Source organism: Kitasatospora sp. NPDC059577, from assembly GCF_042735475.1.
Taxonomy (GTDB): Bacteria; Actinomycetota; Actinomycetes; order Streptomycetales; family Streptomycetaceae; genus Kitasatospora.
On the sequence record NZ_JBHWBZ010000037.1, the window covers coordinates 21252 to 39042 of the forward strand.

At 73.0% G+C, this 17791-nt stretch carries 14 protein-coding genes and 1 pseudogene; 2 read left to right on the plus strand and 13 right to left on the minus strand.

The features are described 5' to 3' along the window. Positions 1-18: 18 nt before the first annotated feature. The 11 genes and pseudogenes from ACFV0O_RS25580 to ACFV0O_RS25630 all read right to left on the minus strand — a co-directional run bounded on the left by ACFV0O_RS25580 (position 19) and on the right by ACFV0O_RS25630 (position 14185). Entirely contained in the window at positions 19-3066 is a 3048-nt protein-coding gene (locus tag ACFV0O_RS25580; protein ID WP_380345620.1) for an AAA family ATPase, read from the minus strand. A 134-nt stretch (positions 3067-3200) separates the two neighbouring features. After that, a complete protein-coding gene (locus tag ACFV0O_RS25585) occupies positions 3201-3359 on the minus strand; it encodes a hypothetical protein (RefSeq protein ID WP_380345621.1) in 159 nt (52 codons plus the stop codon). A gap of 261 nt (positions 3360-3620) precedes the next feature. After that, positions 3621-5132 (minus strand): Asp-tRNA(Asn)/Glu-tRNA(Gln) amidotransferase subunit GatB, encoded by a 1512-nt coding sequence (gene gatB, locus ACFV0O_RS25590; protein ID WP_360254175.1) that lies wholly within the window; start codon positions 5130-5132, stop codon positions 3621-3623. Positions 5133-5209: 77 nt separating this feature from the next. Beyond that, complete coding sequence (locus ACFV0O_RS25595; protein WP_360254173.1) at positions 5210-5467, minus strand: hypothetical protein; 258 nt, start codon at positions 5465-5467, stop codon at positions 5210-5212. Further along, a complete protein-coding gene (gatA, locus tag ACFV0O_RS25600; RefSeq protein WP_380345623.1) occupies positions 5464-6972 on the minus strand; it encodes an Asp-tRNA(Asn)/Glu-tRNA(Gln) amidotransferase subunit GatA in 1509 nt (502 codons plus the stop codon). The genes ACFV0O_RS25595 and gatA overlap by 4 nt, the downstream gene beginning before the upstream one ends. Before the next feature lie 5 nt (positions 6973-6977). Further along, positions 6978-7274, minus strand: coding sequence for an Asp-tRNA(Asn)/Glu-tRNA(Gln) amidotransferase subunit GatC (gatC, locus tag ACFV0O_RS25605; RefSeq protein WP_360254169.1), 297 nt, complete (start codon positions 7272-7274; stop codon positions 6978-6980). Positions 7275-7474: 200 nt separating this feature from the next. Beyond that, positions 7475-9205 (minus strand): annotated as a pseudogene (locus ACFV0O_RS25610) (putative bifunctional diguanylate cyclase/phosphodiesterase); the annotation flags it as partial. A gap of 385 nt (positions 9206-9590) precedes the next feature. Then, entirely contained in the window at positions 9591-11879 is a 2289-nt protein-coding gene (ligA, locus tag ACFV0O_RS25615; RefSeq protein ID WP_380345625.1) for an NAD-dependent DNA ligase LigA, read from the minus strand. Between the two features lie 19 nt (positions 11880-11898). After that, positions 11899-12909, minus strand: a complete 1011-nt coding sequence (locus ACFV0O_RS25620) for a methionine synthase (RefSeq protein WP_380345627.1) — start codon at positions 12907-12909, stop codon at positions 11899-11901. A gap of 48 nt (positions 12910-12957) precedes the next feature. Next, positions 12958-13647 (minus strand): SDR family oxidoreductase, encoded by a 690-nt coding sequence (locus ACFV0O_RS25625; protein WP_380345629.1) that lies wholly within the window; start codon positions 13645-13647, stop codon positions 12958-12960. Positions 13648-13660: 13 nt separating this feature from the next. Beyond that, positions 13661-14185, minus strand: a complete 525-nt coding sequence (locus tag ACFV0O_RS25630; RefSeq protein ID WP_360254161.1) for a TIGR00730 family Rossman fold protein — start codon at positions 14183-14185, stop codon at positions 13661-13663. A 58-nt stretch (positions 14186-14243) separates the two neighbouring features. On the opposite strand from ACFV0O_RS25630, the gene ACFV0O_RS25635 reads away from it, so the two are divergent. Then, positions 14244-15206 carry a class I SAM-dependent methyltransferase gene (locus ACFV0O_RS25635; protein WP_360254159.1) on the plus strand — a complete coding sequence of 321 codons (963 nt, stop codon included), beginning with the start codon at positions 14244-14246 and terminating at the stop codon, positions 15204-15206. Further along, complete coding sequence (locus tag ACFV0O_RS25640) at positions 15203-15715, plus strand: hypothetical protein (RefSeq protein WP_380345631.1); 513 nt, start codon at positions 15203-15205, stop codon at positions 15713-15715. The genes ACFV0O_RS25635 and ACFV0O_RS25640 overlap by 4 nt, the downstream gene beginning before the upstream one ends. Before the next feature lie 16 nt (positions 15716-15731). Here ACFV0O_RS25640 and ACFV0O_RS25645 read toward each other — a convergent pair whose 3' ends face one another. Together ACFV0O_RS25645 and ACFV0O_RS25650 are read right to left on the minus strand one after the other, a co-directional pair. Further along, positions 15732-16148 (minus strand): Uma2 family endonuclease, encoded by a 417-nt coding sequence (locus ACFV0O_RS25645; RefSeq protein ID WP_380345633.1) that lies wholly within the window; start codon positions 16146-16148, stop codon positions 15732-15734. 292 nt (positions 16149-16440) lie between these two features. Next, the gene (locus tag ACFV0O_RS25650) at positions 16441-17613 is read right to left on the minus strand and encodes an alpha/beta hydrolase family protein (RefSeq protein WP_380345635.1); all 1173 of its coding nucleotides are present in this window, start codon (positions 17611-17613) and stop codon (positions 16441-16443) included. Between the last annotated feature and the right edge of the window lie 178 nt (positions 17614-17791).

The following is a 17791-nucleotide window of genomic DNA, read 5'->3' on the forward strand; positions in this document are numbered from 1 at the left end:
CGGCTCAGGGGCGCCGTCTCAGCGGCCGGACGGGGCCAGGTCGTCCGGGAACAGCCGCAACCGGTGCGCCAGTGCGGCGGCCTCGCCCCGGCCGCCGACCGCGAGCTTGCCCAGGATGTTGGAGACGTGCACGCTCGCGGTCTTCGGGGAGATGTACAGCTCCTCGGCGATCTGCCGGTTGGTCCAGCCCCGCGCGAGCAACCGGAGCACGTCCCGCTCACGGGGGGTGAGGTTGAAGGAGTCCCCGACGGAGACCGCCTGGGCCGGCACCGCCGCCGCGCGCTCGGCGGGGGCGAGGCTCAGCCCGGCCCGCTCGGCGAGGCCCGCGACCTGCGCCCCCAGCATGCGGTCGTCCCGTACGGCCGCCAGTTCGGCCGCCTCGCGCAGCAGTTCGGCCCCGGCCTCGCGCCGGCCCGCCTGCACCTCGGCCTCGCCGGCCCGCAGCAGGGCCAGCGCCAGCGGGTAGGGCAGGCCGGTCGGCCGCAGCGCCTCGACGGCGGCGGTCCACTGCCCGGGGTCGTCGGCGCCCGCGGCGCGGGCCAGTTCGGCCTCCAGCAGCCGGGCCCAGCCGTGGTGCAGCGGCGCCCTGGGCCGCAGCCCGTCGGCCGCCGCGGCGATCGCGGCCAGCGCCCCGGCCCGGCCCGCCTCGGCCTCCGGCAGGCCCCGGGTGTCGGCCTCCACCCCGGCGGCCTCGGTGAGCAGCGGGTAGACGTCGGACTCGTGGCCGAGTCGGCCGCCCTCCGCCAGCGCGGCGAGCAGTTCGGCGCGGGCCTCCAGCGGCCGGCCGCCGAGCGCGGCGAGCCGCACCGCCAGCCGGCTGATCGGCACGCTGTGCTGGACCTGCCCGACCCGGTTGGCCGACCGGGCCTGCGCCAGCATGGTCGCCGCGGTGGGCAGGTCGCCCTGCAGCAGGGCGAGTTCGCCGCGCATCCGGTCCAGGAACTCGGCGTGGGTGCCGCTCAGGCTGGTCAGTTCGCAGGCGGCGAGCACCTCGGCGGCCTCCCGGACCCGCCCGAGGTCGGTCAGCGCCTCGACCAGGTTGCCGGTCAGGATCGTGCCGATGTTGCGCAGCAGGCCGTTGCCGTCCGCGAACTCCAGGCCCTCGCGGGCCAGCCGTACGGCGGCCTCGGCCCGGCCCAGCCCGCGCTGCATGCTGGCCAGGTTGTTGATGCCGCGCAGCAGCAGGTCGGGAACGCCCAGCCGGCGGGCCCGCTCGACCGCCCCGGCGAGTTCGGTCAGCCCGCCCTCGGCGTCGCCGTGCACGTCGTAGCGCAGGCCGGCGAGGGTCATCCGGGCGTGCACCTCGACCGAGTGCGCGCCGACCTCCTCGGCGATCCGGATCGCGCGCTCGGCGAGTTCGAGGTGCTCGACGCCGGGCTTCTTGAGCATCGCCGAGCCGGCGCCGAGCGCGAGCACCTCGGCCTGGACGGCGGACGGCGGCAACTGCTCGACCAGCCGCAGCGCGTGGCCGATCTCCTCCTCGTCGCCGGAGCGGCGCAGGCTGCCCAGCATCCGGGCCCGGTTGATCCGGAACCAGGCCGCGCGCACCGGGTGCACCGTCTCGTCGACCAGCCGCAGCCCGCGCTTGGCCAGGCTCAGGCCGCGCTCGCGGTCGCCGCAGCGCCGGGCCGCGACCACCGCCTCGGCGAGCACGTCCTCCAGCTGGATCCGGCTGCACTCCTCGTCGGCGGTGTTGTGGTCGCAGGAGCCGGGCGGGTAGGTCTCGGCCCAGTCGTACGGGCGCAGGGTGTGCGCCAGCACGTCCTCGGAGACCATGTCCCACAGTTCCAGGGCCCGTTCCAGCATGCCCAGCTGCTCGGCGAAGGCGTTGCGGCGGCGGGCCGCGCGGGCGGCGTCCAGGGCGGTCGGCAGGGCCCGGGCCGGGTCGTGCGCGTGGTACCAGTAGTTGGCCAGCCGGGCCGGCAGCGCGTCGGAGGAGAGCAGTTGCGGCTGGGCCTCCACGGCGAGCGCGAACTTGCGGTTGATCCGGTGGCGTTCGCCGGGCAGCAGGTCGTCCGAGACCGCCTCGCGGACCAGCGCGTGCCGGAACCGGTAGCCCTCGCCCTCGCTGTCCGGGCGCAGGATGTTGGCGCCGACGGCCGAGCGCAGCGCCTCGATCAGCGCCTCCTCGTCGTCGTCCAGGACGGCCGCCAGCAGGGCGTGTTCGACGTGCGAGCCGCCCTCGGCGGCGATCCGCACCACCCGCTGGGTCTCCTCCTCCAGGCCCTCGACCCGCACCAGCAGGATGTCCCGGAGCGAGTCGGTCAGTCCGGCGCCGCAGCCGTCGTGGAAGGCGGTGGCCAGTTCCTCGACGAAGAACGGGTTGCCCTCCGAGCGGCGGTGGATCCGGTCCACCAGCTGGCGGTCGGGGGCGGCGGTGCCGAGGATGCCGGCCAGCTGGGCGGCCACCTCGCGGCGGTCGAACCGCGCCAGCTCCAGCCGCTGGACGGTGCGCAGCCGTTCGAGCTCGGCGAGGAAGGGGCGCAGCGGGTGCCGGCGGTGCAGGTCGTCGCTGCGGTAGGTGGCGATCAGCAGCACCCGGGAGCGGTGCAGGGTGCGCACCAGGAAGGCGAGCAGTTCGCGGGTGGAGCGGTCGGACCAGTGCAGGTCCTCGACGGCGAGGACGAGGGTACGCTCCGCGCCGAGCCGTTCGAACAGCCTTGCGGTGTGCTCGAACAGCCGGGCCCGGCCGTACTCGTCGTTGGGTTCGCCGTCCGCTTCTCCGAATTCGGAGAGCAGTCGGGCGAGGTGGCCCTCGCTGCCGGCTGCGGCGGCCTCGAACTCGGTGCCCAGCGAGCGGTGCAGCCGGCGCAGCGCGGCGGCCAGCGGCGCGTAGGGCAGGCCTTCGGCGCCGACTTCCAGACAGCTGCCGAGCGAGGTGACCGCGCCGCGGTCGGCGGCGCGCTGCAGGAACTCCTCCAGCAGCCGGGTCTTGCCGACGCCGGCCTCGCCGCCGATGAGGACGGCCTGCGGGCTGCCGGTGCCCGCCCGGCGCAGCGCGTCGGTCAGTTCGGTGATCTCGCTGCCACGGCCGACGAAGACGGGGCTGACCGATATCTGCTGCATGGAGGCGAGCATGCCATAGCCGGTGGGAGCCGGCCGAGGGGATATCTCCCCCGGCGAACGCCCGGAGGGGGAGACGCTCACTCGCAGCGTCTCCCCCTCCGGAACTCCGTCGGCACCGTCCTGGTGCCGCACCGTCAGCATTCGGGCCGACGCACGGGGCGCCGCGAGAAGCGGGCGGCCACCGGGCGCTGCCGCAGACGGCGGGCCTCCTTGGCCTCGCGCACCAGGCGCTCGTGCTCGGCGCGGGCCACGAGCTCGTGGGCCTGTTGCTGGAAGGTCTGGTACTCGATCACTTGGTTCCCCCTGCGGGTTTCTCACTGCGTTTCGCTGACAGGTAAGAGCTTCCTCTCCCAGTGGGGGGTGCGGCATCGGGAGCGTGCCCGATCTTCCGGGGCCCGGATGCCTTAGTTCTGGGCCAGGAAAAGGTTTAAGGCCCGACCTCACCCCAATACAGAGGTGAGACCGGGCCTTAGACCTTACTTAGAGGGCCTTAGACGCCTTAGATGCCTTAGGAAGGCAGGCCTAACGGCCTAGGCGCCCTCGACTTCCCGTGCCTACTGACCTTCCACGCCCAGCCGCTCCAGGATCAGGTCCTTCACGCGGGCGGCGTCGGCCTGGCCGCGGGTGGCCTTCATGACCGCGCCGACCAGCGCGCCCACGGCCTGGACCTTGCCGTCGCGGATCTTGGCGGCGATGCCCTCGTTCTCGGCGATGGCCTGGTCGACGGCGGCGCCCAGCGCGGAGTCGTCCGAGACCACGGCCAGGCCGCGCTTCTCGACGATCTCGTCCGGCTCGCCCTCGCCGGCCAGCACGCCCTCGATGACCTGGCGGGCCAGCTTGTCGTTCAGCTTGCCCTCGGCGACCAGCGCGGCGACCCGGGCGACCTGCACCGGGGTGATCGGCTGCTCGCTCAGCTCGGTGCCGGTCTCGTTGGCGCGACGGGCCAGCTCGCCCATCCACCACTTGCGGGCCTGGTCGGCCGGGGCACCGGCCGCGATGGTCTCCTGGATCGGGGCGACCGCGCCCGCGTTCAGCACCGACTGCATGTCCTTGTCGGACAGGCCCCACTCGGCCTGCAGCCGGGCGCGGCGCACCCGCGGCAGCTCGGGCAGGGCGGCGCGCAGTTCCTCGACCCACTCGCGGGAGGGGGCCACCGGCACCAGGTCCGGCTCGGGGAAGTAGCGGTAGTCCTCGGCGTTGTCCTTGATCCGGCCCGAGGTGGTGGTGCCGTTGTCCTCGTGGAAGTGGCGGGTCTCCTGGACGATGGTGCCGCCGTCGGTCAGGACGGTCGCGTGCCGCTGGATCTCGAACCGGGCGGCCCGCTCCACGCTGCGCAGCGAGTTGACGTTCTTGGTCTCCGAGCGGGTGCCGAACGTCGAGGTGCCGTTCGGGCGCAGCGACAGGTTGACGTCGCAGCGCATCTGGCCCTTGTCCATCCGGGCCTCGGAGACGCCGAGCGAGCGGATGACCTCGCGCAGCTCGGCGACGTACGCCTTGGCGACCTCTGGCGCGCGGTCTCCGGCGCCCTCGATCGGCTTGGTGACGATCTCGATCAGCGGGATGCCGGCCCGGTTGTAGTCGAGCAGCGAGTGGGTGGCGCCGTGGATGCGGCCGGTCGCGCCACCGACGTGGCTGGACTTGCCGGTGTCCTCCTCCATGTGGGCGCGCTCGATCTCCACGCGGAAGGTCGAACCGTCCTCCAGCTGCACGTCGAGGTAGCCGTTGAAGGCGATCGGCTCGTCGTACTGCGAGGTCTGGAAGTTCTTGGGCATGTCCGGGTAGAAGTAGTTCTTCCGCGCGAACCGGCACCACTCGGCGATCTCGCAGTTCAGCGCCAGGCCGATCTTGACGGCCGACTCGACGCCGACCGCGTTGACCACCGGCAGCGAACCGGGCAGGCCCAGGCAGGTCGGGCAGGTCTGACTGTTCGGCTCGGCGCCCAGTTCGGTCGAGCAGCCGCAGAACATCTTGGTCTTGGTACCGAGCTCGACGTGGACCTCAAGGCCCATCACCGGGTCGTACGACGCCAGAGCGTCCTCGTAGGAGACCAGGGTCATGACGCTCACAGCGTCCCTTCACTCAAAAGACTTCGGAGGTACGGGCCCGGCCGCCGCTGGCGCGGGGCCGGGCCTGGGCGCTCAGCTCAGCCCAGCAGCACGTCGTCGGAGCCCAGCCGGCGCAGTTCGCGCACCAGCAGGGCGGTGCCGGTGACCAGCGCGGCGGCGCCGACCAGGGCGTTGACCAGCTTGAGGGTGTCGCTCTCGTCGCGCGCCCTGCGGACGTCCTTGGCGATGGAGATGGCGCCGAAGGCGCTGGTGCCGATGGACAGCCACAGGCCGGGCTTGGAGTGCTTGAAGCCCTTCAGGGAGCCGGGGGACTTCGCCTTCTCGATCTTGCTCACAGTGCCGGTGCCTCCTCCAGCAGGGTGTGCCCCCACTTGTCGTTGAGTGCGGCCTCGACGGCGCCGCCCACGCGGTACAGGCGGTCGTCCGCCATCGCGGGTGCGATGATCTGCAGGCCGACCGGGAGATTGTCCTCCGGGGCCAGGCCGACCGGCAGCGACATGGCCGCGTTGCCCGCCAGGTTCGACGGAATCGTGCACAGGTCGGCCAGGTACATCGCCATCGGGTCGTCGGCGCGCTCGCCGATCGGGAAGGCGGTGGTCGGCGTGGTCGGCGAGACCAGCACGTCCACGCCGGCGAAGGCGGCGTCGAAGTCGCGCGAGATGAGCGTGCGGACCTTCTGGGCCGAGCCGTAGTAGGCGTCGTAGTAGCCCGAGGACAGGGCGTAGGTGCCCAGGATGATGCGGCGCTTGACCTCGTCGCCGAAGCCGGCCTCGCGGGTCAGCGCGGTGACCTCCTCGGCCGAGCGGCTGCCGTCGTCGCCGACCCGCAGGCCGTAGCGCATCGCGTCGAAGCGGGCCAGGTTGGAGGAGCACTCGCTGGGCGCGATCAGGTAGTACGCCGGCAGCGCCAGGGTGAACGACGGGCAGGAGACCTCGACGACCTCGGCGCCCAGCTCGCGCAGCAGCTCCACCGACTCCTCGAAGCGCTGCATCACGCCGCTCTGGTAGCCCTCGCCGGAGAACTCCTTGACGACGCCGATCCGCATGCCGCGGACGTCGCGCATCCGCGCGGCCTCGACCACGGCCGGGACCGGCGCGTCGATCGAGGTGGAGTCCAGCGGGTCGTGGCCGGCGATGGCCTCGTGCAGCAGCGCCGCGTCCAGCACGCTGCGGGCGCACGGGCCGCCCTGGTCCAGGCTGCTGGAGAAGGCGACCAGGCCGTAGCGGGACACCGAGCCGTAGGTCGGCTTGACGCCGACGGTGCCGGTGACGGCGCCGGGCTGGCGGATCGAGCCGCCGGTGTCGGTGCCGATCGCCAGCGGGGCCTCGAAGGCGGCCAGCGCGGCGGCCGAACCGCCGCCGGAGCCGCCGGGGATGCGGGTGAGGTCCCACGGGTTGCCGGTCGGGCCGTAGGCGGAGTTCTCGGTGGAGGAGCCCATCGCGAACTCGTCCATGTTGGTCTTGCCGAGGATGACGACGCCGGCGTCCTTGAGACGCGTGGTCAGGGTGGCGTCGTACGGCGGGATCCAGCCTTCGAGCATCTTGGAACCGCAGGTGGTCGGGACGCCCTTGGTGGTGAAGACGTCCTTCAGCGCGAGCGGGACGCCGGCCAGCGGGCCCAGCTCCTCGCCCTTGGCGCGCTTCTCGTCGACGGCCCTGGCGGCGGCCAGCGCGCCCTCGGTGTCGACGTGCAGGAAGGCGTTGACCTTCTTGTCGACGGCGTCGATGCGGTCCAGGTGCGCCTGCGCGACCTCGACGGCCGACACCTCGCCCTTGGCGATGGCGCCCGCGGTCTCGGCGGCGCCCCACTTGATGATGGGAGTACGAATCGGCTCGGTCATCTCGGTCAGTCCTCCCCGAGGATCTGCGGCACACGGAAACGCTGGTCCTCGGCGGCGGGGGCGCCGGACAGCGCCTGCTCCGCGGTGAGCGAGGGCCGCACCTCGTCCGCGCGCATGACGTTGGTCAGCGGCAGCGGGTGGGAGGTCGGCGGGACGTCCTGTCCGGCGACCTCGGAAACGCGGGCGACCGCGCCGATGATCACGTCGAGCTGCTCGGCGAAGTGGTCCAGCTCTTCGGGCTTCAGCTCAAGACGCGACAGCCGGGCGAGGTGGGCGACCTCCTCGCGCGTGATGCCAGGCATGCAGCGATCCTCAGGGTGAGTTCTGGTGAGGCCCGGCGGTGCCTTGCGGGCGGTGCCGGGCCCGGGCAGGAGCAGCCGGGTCCGGCGCTCCGTCCTCATGGTCTTTGGACCCCATCCTATGGGGCCCGGACCGGCCACCGGCCAACGCGTTTGCCGAGGTGCCCGTCACCGCCGGGCGGACGTCCCCGCCGCCGGGCGCGTCACTGCGGCCGGAAGCGGGCCCAACTCTGCGTGCCCGGCGCCTTGATCTCCATCTGCGCGGCCTGCACCGCCTGGACCACCGGCGGCAGCACCGGGGGCAGTACGGGCGGCAGGACGGGCGGGAGCGTCGGCGGAATGGCGGGTTGGACGATCGGCTTGCCGCCCTGGACCTGCTGGAAGCCGGCCCGCAGCGGGGGCGGCGCGCCCAGCCGCTCCACCGGCGGGGCGCCGGTGCGGTGCACCCGGAGCCAGGCGGTGGCCTGCTCGGCGGGCAGCGCGGCCGACACCAGCCAGCCCTGGACGGCGTCCACGCCCATGCAGTGCAGCCGCTCCCAGGTCTCGTCGTCCTCGACGCCCTCGGCGACCACGGTCAGGCCCAGCGAGTGGGCGAGCTCCACGGAGCAGCGGACCACCGCCGCGTCGTGGTCGTCGGCGACCATCCGGGAGACGAAGGAGCGGTCGATCTTCAGCTCGCCGACCGGCAGGCTGCGCAGCCGCACCAGCGAGGAGTGCCCGGTGCCGAAGTCGTCCAGGGACATCCCGACGCCGTAGCCGCGCAGCTCGGCGAGGGTGTCGGCGGCCCGCCGGGAGTCGTCCAGCAGCAGCCGCTCGGTGATCTCCAACTGGAGCGCGTGGGCCGGCACCTGGTGGCGCACGAGGTGGCCGGCGACGCGCTGGGCGAAGCCGGGGTTGAGCACGTCGCGGGGCGAGACGTTGACCGCGACCTGCACCTGCAGCCCCTGGTCGCGCCAGTACGCCAGCTGGCCGACCGCCGCCTCCAGCACGTAGTCGGTGAGCCGGGGCATCAGGCCGCTGGACTCGGCGAGCCCGACGAACTCGTCCGGCGAGACCCGGCCCTGGCCGGGGCGGTCCCAGCGCAGCAACGCCTCCAGGCCGACCACCCGGCCGTCGAAGGCCACCTTGGGCTGGTAGTGCAGCTGGACCTCGCCGGTCTCCAGGGCCCGCCGCAGGTCACCGAGGAGGCCGATGCGGTACGGGGTGTCGGCGTCCTGGGTCTCGTCGTACTGGGCGACGCCGCTGCGGCCGCTCTGGGCGTGGCCCATCGCGACGTCGGCCCGGCGCAGCAGCGACTCGGCGTCCTGGGCGTGCTGGGGGTAGACGCAGACGCCGGCGCTGGCCTCCAGGACGAGCAGCAGACCGTCCAGCCGGATCGGGGCGGCGAGTTCGGCGATCAGCGCATTGGCGACCCGTTCCAGGCTGTCCGGGCAGTTGATGCCGGGCAGCAGGACGGCGAACTCGTCGCCGCCCATCCGGGCCACCATCGGGCGGCCGCGCCGGTAGTGCCGGGGCAGGCCGGCGAAGACGTCGTCGATGGACTCCCGGGTGGGGCTGCCGGCCGGGCCGCCGGAGCGCAGCGCGCGGTGCAGTCGGCGGGCGATGTGAACCAGCAACCGGTCACCGGCCGTATGACCGAGTGTGTCGTTGAGTGATCGGAAGCGGTCGAGGTCAAGCAGGATGAGACCGACGCTGTAGCCCTGGTCGCACTCCGCGATCGCCTCCTGGGCGGCCAGCAATAAGGCCTGACGGTTGGGCAGGTCCGTCAGCGGGTCGGTCAGCTGGTCGCGGGCGCGGTCCCGGGCGATCCGCCAGGCCGCCACCAGCACGGCCAGGGGCACCGCGAACAGCGGCAGCAGCTCGGGTTCGTACCGGTAGACCAGGACGGCCAGCGGGATGAGCGGCGCGGCTCCGGCCAGCAGCACGCCGAGCAGCAGGACCGCACCCGCCACCCCCTGCGGCGGGCGTGTGGGCGCGCCGCCGGTCGTACGATCCATAAGCCCTGTCCTCCGTCGGGCCCGCCCCGTCAGGCCGCCTTACGGTGAGGCACCGTGCCGGTACCGACAGCTGCCGGGCATGGAGCGACCCCGAGGAGCACCGGCTCAGCCGGTGCCCCCACCCCTGCTGACACTCTGTTGCGCTCCAGGGTATGCCGGGGTCGACCCGGTGGGCAGACTTTCGGACAACCGGAAACGCGCCACCACGCTCGGGTGTCGCACGGTGACACAATGCCCGCTCTCACCGGACGACACCCGATGACGTTGCATCAGGACGATAACAACACCGATTCGGCCGCCCGGCGCTCGGGTCGGTTCCGGATCAGCCCTCGACGGGCGCCTCCTGCGGCTGCGCGGCCTCCTCCGGCTCCGGAAGCCCCAGGTGGGCCCGGGCGGCGGCCGGCCCGTCGGCCAGCAGGACGGCGAAGCCCGCGTCGTCCAGGACCGGCAGTCCAAGCTGAACGGCCTTGTCGTACTTGGATCCTGGGTTGTCACCGGCGACCACAAAATCGGTCTTCTTCGAAACCGAACCGGTCACCTTCGCTCCGCGCGAGGTCAGCGCCTCCTTGGCACCGTCCCGGGTGTGGCCGGCCAGCGTGCCCGTCACCACGACGGTCAGCCCCTCCAGCGGGCGCTCCGCCTCCTCCTCGTCCGCGAACTCCTCGGTGAAGCGGACGCCCGCGGCACGCCACTTCTCCAGGATGTCGCGGTGCCACTGCTCCTGGTACCACTCGACCACCGACCGGGCGATGATCGGCCCGACGCCCTCGACCGCGGCCAGCTCCTCCTCGGTGGCCGAGAAGATCCGGTCCAGGTCACGGAACTCCCGGGCCAGCTCCTGCGCCGCGACCGGCCCCACGTGCCGGATCGAGAGACCGTTGAGGAACCGCCACAGCGGACGCTCCTTCACCTTCTCCAGGTTCTCCAGCAGGATTGCGGCGGTCTTCTTGGGCTCGCCCTTCTGGTTGGCGAAGAAGGTGGCCTTCTTCTCCTTGCCGGTGCGGTCGTCCAGCTTGGGCATGCCGGTCTTCTGGTCGCGCACCAGCACCTGGATCGGCAGCAGCTGCTCCATCGTCAGCCCGAAGACGTCGCCCTCGTCCCGCACGGGCGCCTCAGTCGGCTCCAGCGGCTGCGTCAGCGCGGTGGCCGCGACGTAGCCCAGGCCCTCGACGTCCAGCGAGGAACGGCCGCCCAGGAAGGCGATCCGCTCCCGGATCTGGGCCGGGCAGAACTGGGCGTTGGGGCAGCGCAGATCGATGTCGCCCTCGGCCATCGGGCGCAGCTCGGCCCCGCACTCGTGGCAGTGCGAGGGCATCACGAACTCCCGCTCGGTGCCGTCCCGCAGGCTCTCGACCGGGCCGAGGATCTCCGGGATGACGTCACCGGCCTTGCGCAGCACGATGGTGTCGCCCAGCAGCACGCCCTTGGCCTTGACGACCTGCTGGTTGTGCAGCGTCGCGTACTGCACCATCGAGCCCGCCACCTTCACCGGTTCGGCCAGCACCGCGAACGGGGTGGCCCGGCCGGTGCGGCCGATGCCGACGCGGATCTGCGCCAGCTTGCCGGTGACCTCCTCCGGCGGGTACTTCCAGGCGATCGCCCAGCGCGGCGACTTCGAGGTGGCCCCGAGCCGGCCCTGCAGGGCGATCTCGTCCACCTTCACGACCACGCCGTCGATCTCGTGCTCGACCGAGTGCCGCTGCTCGCCGAACTGCCCGATGAACGCCCGCACCTCGTCCAGCGTGCCCACGACCCGGTTGTGCCGGGCCGTCGGCAGGCCCCAGCCGCGCAGCAACTCGTAGGCGTGCGACTGGTTGTCGATGTCGAAGCCGACCCGGGCGCCGATGCCGTGCACCACCATGTGCAGCGGACGGGAGGCGGTGACCAGCGGGTCCTTCTGGCGCAGCGAACCGGCGGCGGCGTTGCGCGGGTTCATGAACAGCCGGATCATCGCCCGGGGCCGCTTGCCCTCGGCGGCGCGCTCCTCGTTCTCCCGGCGGCGGCGCTCGTTCTCCTCCACGAAGGAGGCGTTGAGCGCCTCGAAGGCCTCGGTCGGGAAGTAGACCTCGCCGCGGATCTCCACCAGCTCGGGGACGTCCTCGCCGTCGAGCCGGTGCGGGATCTCCTTGATGGTGCGGACGTTGGCGGTGATGTCCTCGCCCACCCGGCCGTCGCCGCGCGTCGCCGCCTGCACCAACTGGCCGTTCTCGTAGGTGAGGTTGACGGCCAGGCCGTCCACCTTGAGCTCGCACAGGTAGTGGTAGTCGATGCCGTCCAGCTCGCCGGCGACGCGCTCCGCCCAGGCAGCGAGCTCCTCGTCGTCCATCGCGTTGTCGAGGCTGAGGAGGCGCTCGCGGTGCTCGACCTCGGCGAACAGCTCGGTGGGGGCGCCGCCGACCTTCTGCGTCGGGGAGTCGGGCGTGACCAGGCCCGGGTGCCCGGCCTCCAGCGCCTCCAGCTCGCGCATCAGGGCGTCGAACTCGGAGTCGCTGACGACCGGCGCGTCCTGCTCGTAGTACCGGGCGCGGTGGTCGGTGATCTCCTGCGCCAGCTCGGCGTGCCGCCGGCGCACCTCCGCCGGTACGTCCTCCCAGCCCTCGACAGCCGTCACCGCAAGCCCTCCTACGTTCTCATTCCGGGTTGTCCACCAGGCTCTGCGCCGCCCGCACGCTCTGCGACAGCGCCCTGCGCGCGTACGCCGGGGAGGCCCCGGCCAGCCCGCAGGTCGGCGTCACCAGCACGCGGCGGCCCAGCAACTCCGGGGCGAACCCGAGCCTGCGCCACAAGGTCCTGACACCCTGGACACTACCGGCCGGGTCGGACATCCCCAGGTCAGTGGAGGGGACGACACCCGCGAGGATCATCGTGCCCGCATCCACGGCCTCGCCCAGGTCGTCGTCCGAGCGCTCGGTGAGGAGGGAGAAGTCGAGGGAGACGCCGGCCACACCGGCCCGGCGCAGCAGCGGGATCGGGACGTCCGGCGCGCAACTGTGCACCACCACGGGCGCGTCCAGGCCGCGGATCACCTCCCGCAGCACCTCCTCGGCGACCTGCCGGTCCACGGCCCGCAGCCGCTGGAAACCGCTCGCGGTCCTCACCGATCCGGCCAGCACCGCGGGCAGCGAGGGCTCGTCCAGCTGCAGCACGACGTCCGCACCCGGGACCCGCCTGCGGACGTCGGCGAGGTGGCGGCGCAGGCCCTCGGTGAGCGAGCCGGCGACGTCCCGGCAGGCGCCGTGGTCGGCGAGCGCCTTCTCGCCGTGCTTCAGCTCGACGCTCGCCGCCAGCGTCCACGGGCCCACGGCCTGGACCTTCAGCGCGCCCCGGTAGCCCTGGGTGAACTCCTCCAGGGCGTCCAGGTCCTCGCCGAGCCACGAGTGGGCCCGCCGGGTGTCCCGGCCGGGGCGGTCGGTGAACCGCCAGCCGCTCGGCTCGGTCTGCGCGAACAGCTCGACGAGGAAGCCGGCGCCGCGCCCGATCATGTCGGCGCCCGGCCCGCGCGCGGGCAGCTCCGGCAGGAACGGCAGGTGCTCCAGCGCCCCGGTGGAGGTCTTGGCGGCCTCCCGGGCGTCGGTACCGGGCAGCGATCCGACACCGGTGGCGGCGCCGCGCAGGTCGGGGAAGGGGTGTGGGGTGCTCACCCGTCCGAGCCTAGTGCGCGGCGCCGGTGCCCGGTTCCGCGCCCGGTCTCAGCGGCCCGGGCGGACGCTGATGTCGGTGATCTCCGCGTCCCGGGAGGCGTCCAGGGCGGCCAGGACCGCCCGGGCGACGGACTCGGGGTCGATCCAGCGGCCGGCCTCGTACTCCTTGCCCTCCTGCTGGTGCACCTTGGCCTGCATCGCCGTGGCGGTGCGGCCCGGGTAGACCGAGGTGACCCGGACGCCGCCCGCGTGCTCCTCCTGGCGCAGCGAGTCGGCGAGCGCCTTCAGGCCGTGCTTGCTCGCCGCGTACGCCGACCACTCGGCGTGGGCGTTCAGGCCGGCACCGGAGTTCACGAAGACGACGTGGCCCCTGGCCAGGCGCAGGGACGGCATCAGCAGGCGGGTCAGCTCGGCGGGGGCGACCAGGTTGACGTTCAGCGTCTCCTGCCACGCCTTCACCGGCAGCTCGCCCACCGTGCCCAGCTCGACCACCCCCGCGACGTGCAGCAGCGAGTCCAGCTCGACGGGCAGCGCCTGGTGCCCGAAGGCCCAGGACAGCTTCGCCGGGTCGCCGAGGTCGCCGACCAGGGTGTTCGCCCCGGGGAAGCGCTCCCGCAGCTCCGCGGCCCGGCGGGCGTCGCGGGCCAGCAGCCAGAGGTCGTCCCCGCGCTCGGCGAGCCTGCCCGCCAGGACGGCGCCGATGCCCGAACCGGCACCGGTGATCAGATGTGCAGCCATGGGTCCGATCCTCTCAGGCCTTGAGCTGCGCAAAAACCTCGGCGGGCGTGTCGGCGAAGGTCATCAGCTCCGACAGCGGCCGGGGCAGGAAGCCCTCGGCGTCCATCCGCTCCAGCTGGGTCCGCAGGCCCGCGTAGAAGCCCTCGGTGTCCAGGACGACCACCGGCTTCTCGAACATCCCGTGCTTCTTGAGCTCCAGCACCTCGGTGACCTCGTCCATCGTCCCGAGCCCGCCCACCAGCACGACGATCGCGTCCGCCCGGCCCACCAGCTCGGCCTTGCGCTCCGCGAGGTCACGGGTCATGACCAGCTCGTCGGCGCCGACGTACCCCTTGTGCTTCAGCATCTCGACCATGATCCCGACCAACGTGCCGCCCGCGGCCTTCACCTCGTCGGCGAGCAGGCCCATCAGCCCGGCGTTCGAGCCGCCCCACACCAGGGTGTGCCCGCCCTCCCCGAGGAGCCGGGCGAACTCCGCGGCCGGGGCGGAGTAGCGGTCGTCGAGTGAGTACGCGGAGCAGAAGACAGTGATGTTCATAGTGCTCACTGGTCTATCACGCCACCTCTCCCCCGCTCACCGGCATTACGCCCGGCCGGTGGCGACCCCTAAGGTGCTGCGCGTGCGCCAACTCGAAATATCGGACCTGATCACGGCCGTGGACCCGCGTGACGGCCGGCGGCTCCCGGTCCTGCGCGAGGACGTCGTCCGGCAACTACGGGAGGGCGGGGACGAACGGGCGGCCCGGATCGTCGCCGGACTGCCCGCCGACCGGGACGGCGCACTCGACCCCGTCGCCGTCGACCGGCTGCTCGTCAGCGTGCACACCGAACTCCAGCGGCTCAGCGAGGAACTGCGCATCGGCGACCGCCTCGTCCACCTGCTCGGCCCGCTGTTCACCGCGATCCGGGCGGCGGACGGCGGGCGGCCCGGGCCGTACCGCCTGGTCGACATCGGCTGCGGCCTCGGCTACCTGGTCCGCTGGCTCGCCGCGACCGGCGCCCTCGGCCCCGACGTCGAACTCGTCGGCGTGGACCTCAACGCCGCACTCGTCGGCGAGGCCGACCGGCTCGCCCGGGCGGAGGGACTCGACTGCCGCTTCGTCCACGGCAACGCCTTCGAACTGCCGGAAGCCGCCACGGTCTACGTCTCCACCGGAGTGCTGCACCACTTCGGCGCGGACGCCCTCGGAGAGTTCTTCCGGGCACAGGCCGCGTCGCCCGCCCTCGCCTTCTGCCACTTCGACATCGCCGCCACCGGCCTGGCGCCCATCGGTGCCTGGGTCTTCCACCGCGCCCGGATGCGCCACCCGCTCGGCCGCCACGACGGCGTGGTCTCCGCACAACGGGCCCACCCCGACGAGGTGCTGCTGCGGGCGGCGGCGGTGCCCGGCATGCGGGCGCTGGTGTACGAGCCGCGCGGGCTGTCCAACCCGTTCTGCACCACCCTGCGGCCGGTGATCGGGGTGCGGCCGGAGCTGGAGGCGCCACTGCGGCAGGCGCTCGGACGCCGGGCCCGACGGCTGGTCGGGCCCGAGCACCTGGTCGGGGCCGCCCGATGACACCCGCCGTGTTGCTCCTGCTGCTGGGCCTGGTCGACGCGGCCTTCAGCGGCTTCCGCGCCTACGCCGGCCGCGACGCCCGCATCCGCAAACACCGGGGCAACGTCCGGGCCGCCGGGCGGGGATTCGCCGTCGGGGCCGCCTTGTTGACGGCTCCGGCCGTGGTGGCGGGCCTGGTGCTGGTGACGGCCGCCGACCGGGCACGGACCTTCGGGGTCCTGACCGCCGGAGGCTTCGGTTACCTGCTCCCCCTGGCCGTCTACGCGGCAGCCGTCCTGCTCTCACTGGCGGCCTACTTCACCCTGCCGTTCCGCGCCGGCACCCTGGCGATGGTCATCGGCCTAGGCCCGCTGACCCTGCTGCGGCCCCTCGCCGTCGTCGCGGCGTGCTGCGGCGCGGTCCTCAACGGTGGTGGCGTTCCGGCCCTGCTGGTCGGCGCGGTCGCCGGTGCGGCGGTCCTCTGCGTCGAGCCCGTCGTGCACTGCCGCTGGTACGGCGAGGTGCAGTAGAGCCCGCCACCGGAGGTCAGTCCTTGTACGGGAGGAGCTCCGACAGGCTCAGGGTGAAGCCGAAGGGCTCCGGAATGCCGATCGCATCGCCGAACTTCCGGTCACTGCGGGTGTGGTAGCGGTCGCGGTTCGGCTCCGAGAACAGCGCCACCGTCTGCTGGCGCGGGTCCACGATCAGGTGGAGCGGGATGCGCATCGCGGCGTAGTCGTGCAGCTTGTCCATCCAGTCATTGCCCGGATTGGACGGCGAGACGATCTCGACGGCGATCAGGGCTTCGGCGGCGGGGGCCTTGTTGCCGGGCTCGGAGAGGACCTCCAGCGGCAGGTACGTCAGGTCGGGCTCGCGCCCCTTCGAGACGTCCGGGCTGACGATCTCGCTCCGCTCGCTGGGGAGGTAGCCGTCAGGTGCATGCTGCTCGAACTGCCTGCACACCTGGCCGCGTTGAGCTGATGAATATCGGAAGGAGACGCCTGCATGATCAACGTGTCTCCGGACCATTCGATCCGGACACCCTCTCCGGAGGGTGCGCCTCGGACATCGTCGGCCACTGCTCCTCAGCGTAGTGATCAGGGGCGGAGCACGGTTCACCCCGCCCCCAACTCCGTTGTGCCGGAAGGGTTCGGTACGCGGCTGATGGCCCGGCGGCAGAAGCGGGGCGGGACTCCCCGGCGGTGGACGAACCGTTCGCGCAGGACGGCCGGGCCCGCGAATCAGGACCCACCGGTCACGGGTGCTGGAAGAGCACCTCCGGGTTCGCCGGCGACGGGCCGTCGAGGAGGGGCTGGTGGACACCCTTCAGGGTGCGGTCGAAGAAGGCCCCGACGTACTCCCGGGTGAGCTGCATGCCGCGCTCCGGCGAGGTGGTCGTCCCCGGGGGGAACGGCAGACCGATCTCGGCGGCCAGGACCGGGACGTCCGTGAAGCTGGCGTGGTTGGCACCCGCGACGGCCAGCCAGGGCTTGTAGCCCTTCCATCCCGCCCAGGCCTTGCCCCAGGACGGGTCCCCGCCGTCGGCTGTGTGGTTGCTCTGCTTGCCGAGCAGGAGGAACGAACGGCCCTGCAGCGCGTCGGCCGGGACCGGCGGGAAGAACGCTCCGTCCATGTTGACCCCGGCCCGGATCCGCCGGTCCTCGGCCATCGCGTTCAGTGTCGAGGCGCCGCCGATGGAGTGTCCGGCCATGCCGATGCGGTCGCGGTCGATGAGGTGGGACAGCCGCCAGGCGGGGTCGTGCCCGGTCAGCCGGTCCAGGACGAACGACACGTCCTTCGCCCTGCTGTCGGGGAGGGTGTCCGGGGCGCCGCCCTCGCACAGCGTGCAGCCCGGGGTGGTGCCGTCGGCGAGCGTCTCCCCCGAGTCCTCGTAGGTGTGGCCGACCAGGGCCACGACGTAGCCGTGACTGGCCAGGTCGGTGGCCAGGCCGGTCAGGGTGGCGCGGGGGTTCTCGAAGCCGGGCGAGAGGACGACCAGCGGGAACTTCCCGCCGGCGGCCCGGGCCCCGCTGTAGGCGTAGGTCGTGGTGTTCGCGACGTCCTGCGGCCGGAGTCCGGTGCCCGGCGGGACCCGCGTCGCCACGAAGCCCTGTGCCTCGCCGAGGGTCATGTACGGCGCGGGGACGCCGGTGTCGTGCCGGGCCGGGTAGAACATCGACACCGCCAGCTGCCGCGGCCCGGCCGTGGGCACCCAGGGGTCGGTGCGGTCCTGGTCGGTCAGGTGCAGCACCTCCTCGCCGACCGCGTACGGCCCGGTCGGGCGGGGCAGCTCGCCGTGGAAGGCCGCAGGGGTCACGGCGACAGCCACGGCGGCGGGCGACGGCGAGGCCGTAGCGGCCCCGGCGATCGGGAGGGGAAGGGCGAGAACGAGGGCCGCGACGGCCGCGATACGGCGAGATCGGTTCATGGCCGTGAGACTAGGTTCGTGGCCCGGGCCCCCGGATCAGCCCGATTGATGCATTCTCCGGCCGTGGTCATCCGGAGGACCGGGCGGGGGGGGGGGCCCGCGTGGTTGGCCCGGCGGGGGTGTATCGCGGGCGAGCGCGGCCCCGCGGGCGGGGGCGCGTCGCGGTGCCGCGCAACCC

What these genes read in the sequence shown, in the direction of transcription:
- ACFV0O_RS25630 (WP_360254161.1), bottom strand. Translation starts at nt 14,185, where the DNA reads ATGAACATCACTGTCTTCTGCTCCGCGTACTCACTCGACGACCGCTAC.
- gatC (WP_360254169.1), bottom strand. Translation starts at nt 7,274, where the DNA reads ATGCCTGGCATCACGCGCGAGGAGGTCGCCCACCTCGCCCGGCTGTCG.
- gatA (WP_380345623.1), bottom strand. Translation starts at nt 6,972, where the DNA reads ATGACCGAGCCGATTCGTACTCCCATCATCAAGTGGGGCGCCGCCGAG.
- ACFV0O_RS25580 (WP_380345620.1), bottom strand. Translation starts at nt 3,066, where the DNA reads ATGCAGCAGATATCGGTCAGCCCCGTCTTCGTCGGCCGTGGCAGCGAG.
- ACFV0O_RS25640 (WP_380345631.1), top strand. Translation starts at nt 15,203, where the DNA reads ATGACACCCGCCGTGTTGCTCCTGCTGCTGGGCCTGGTCGACGCGGCC.
- ACFV0O_RS25625 (WP_380345629.1), bottom strand. Translation starts at nt 13,647, where the DNA reads ATGGCTGCACATCTGATCACCGGTGCCGGTTCGGGCATCGGCGCCGTC.
- ACFV0O_RS25650 (WP_380345635.1), bottom strand. Translation starts at nt 17,613, where the DNA reads ATGAACCGATCTCGCCGTATCGCGGCCGTCGCGGCCCTCGTTCTCGCC.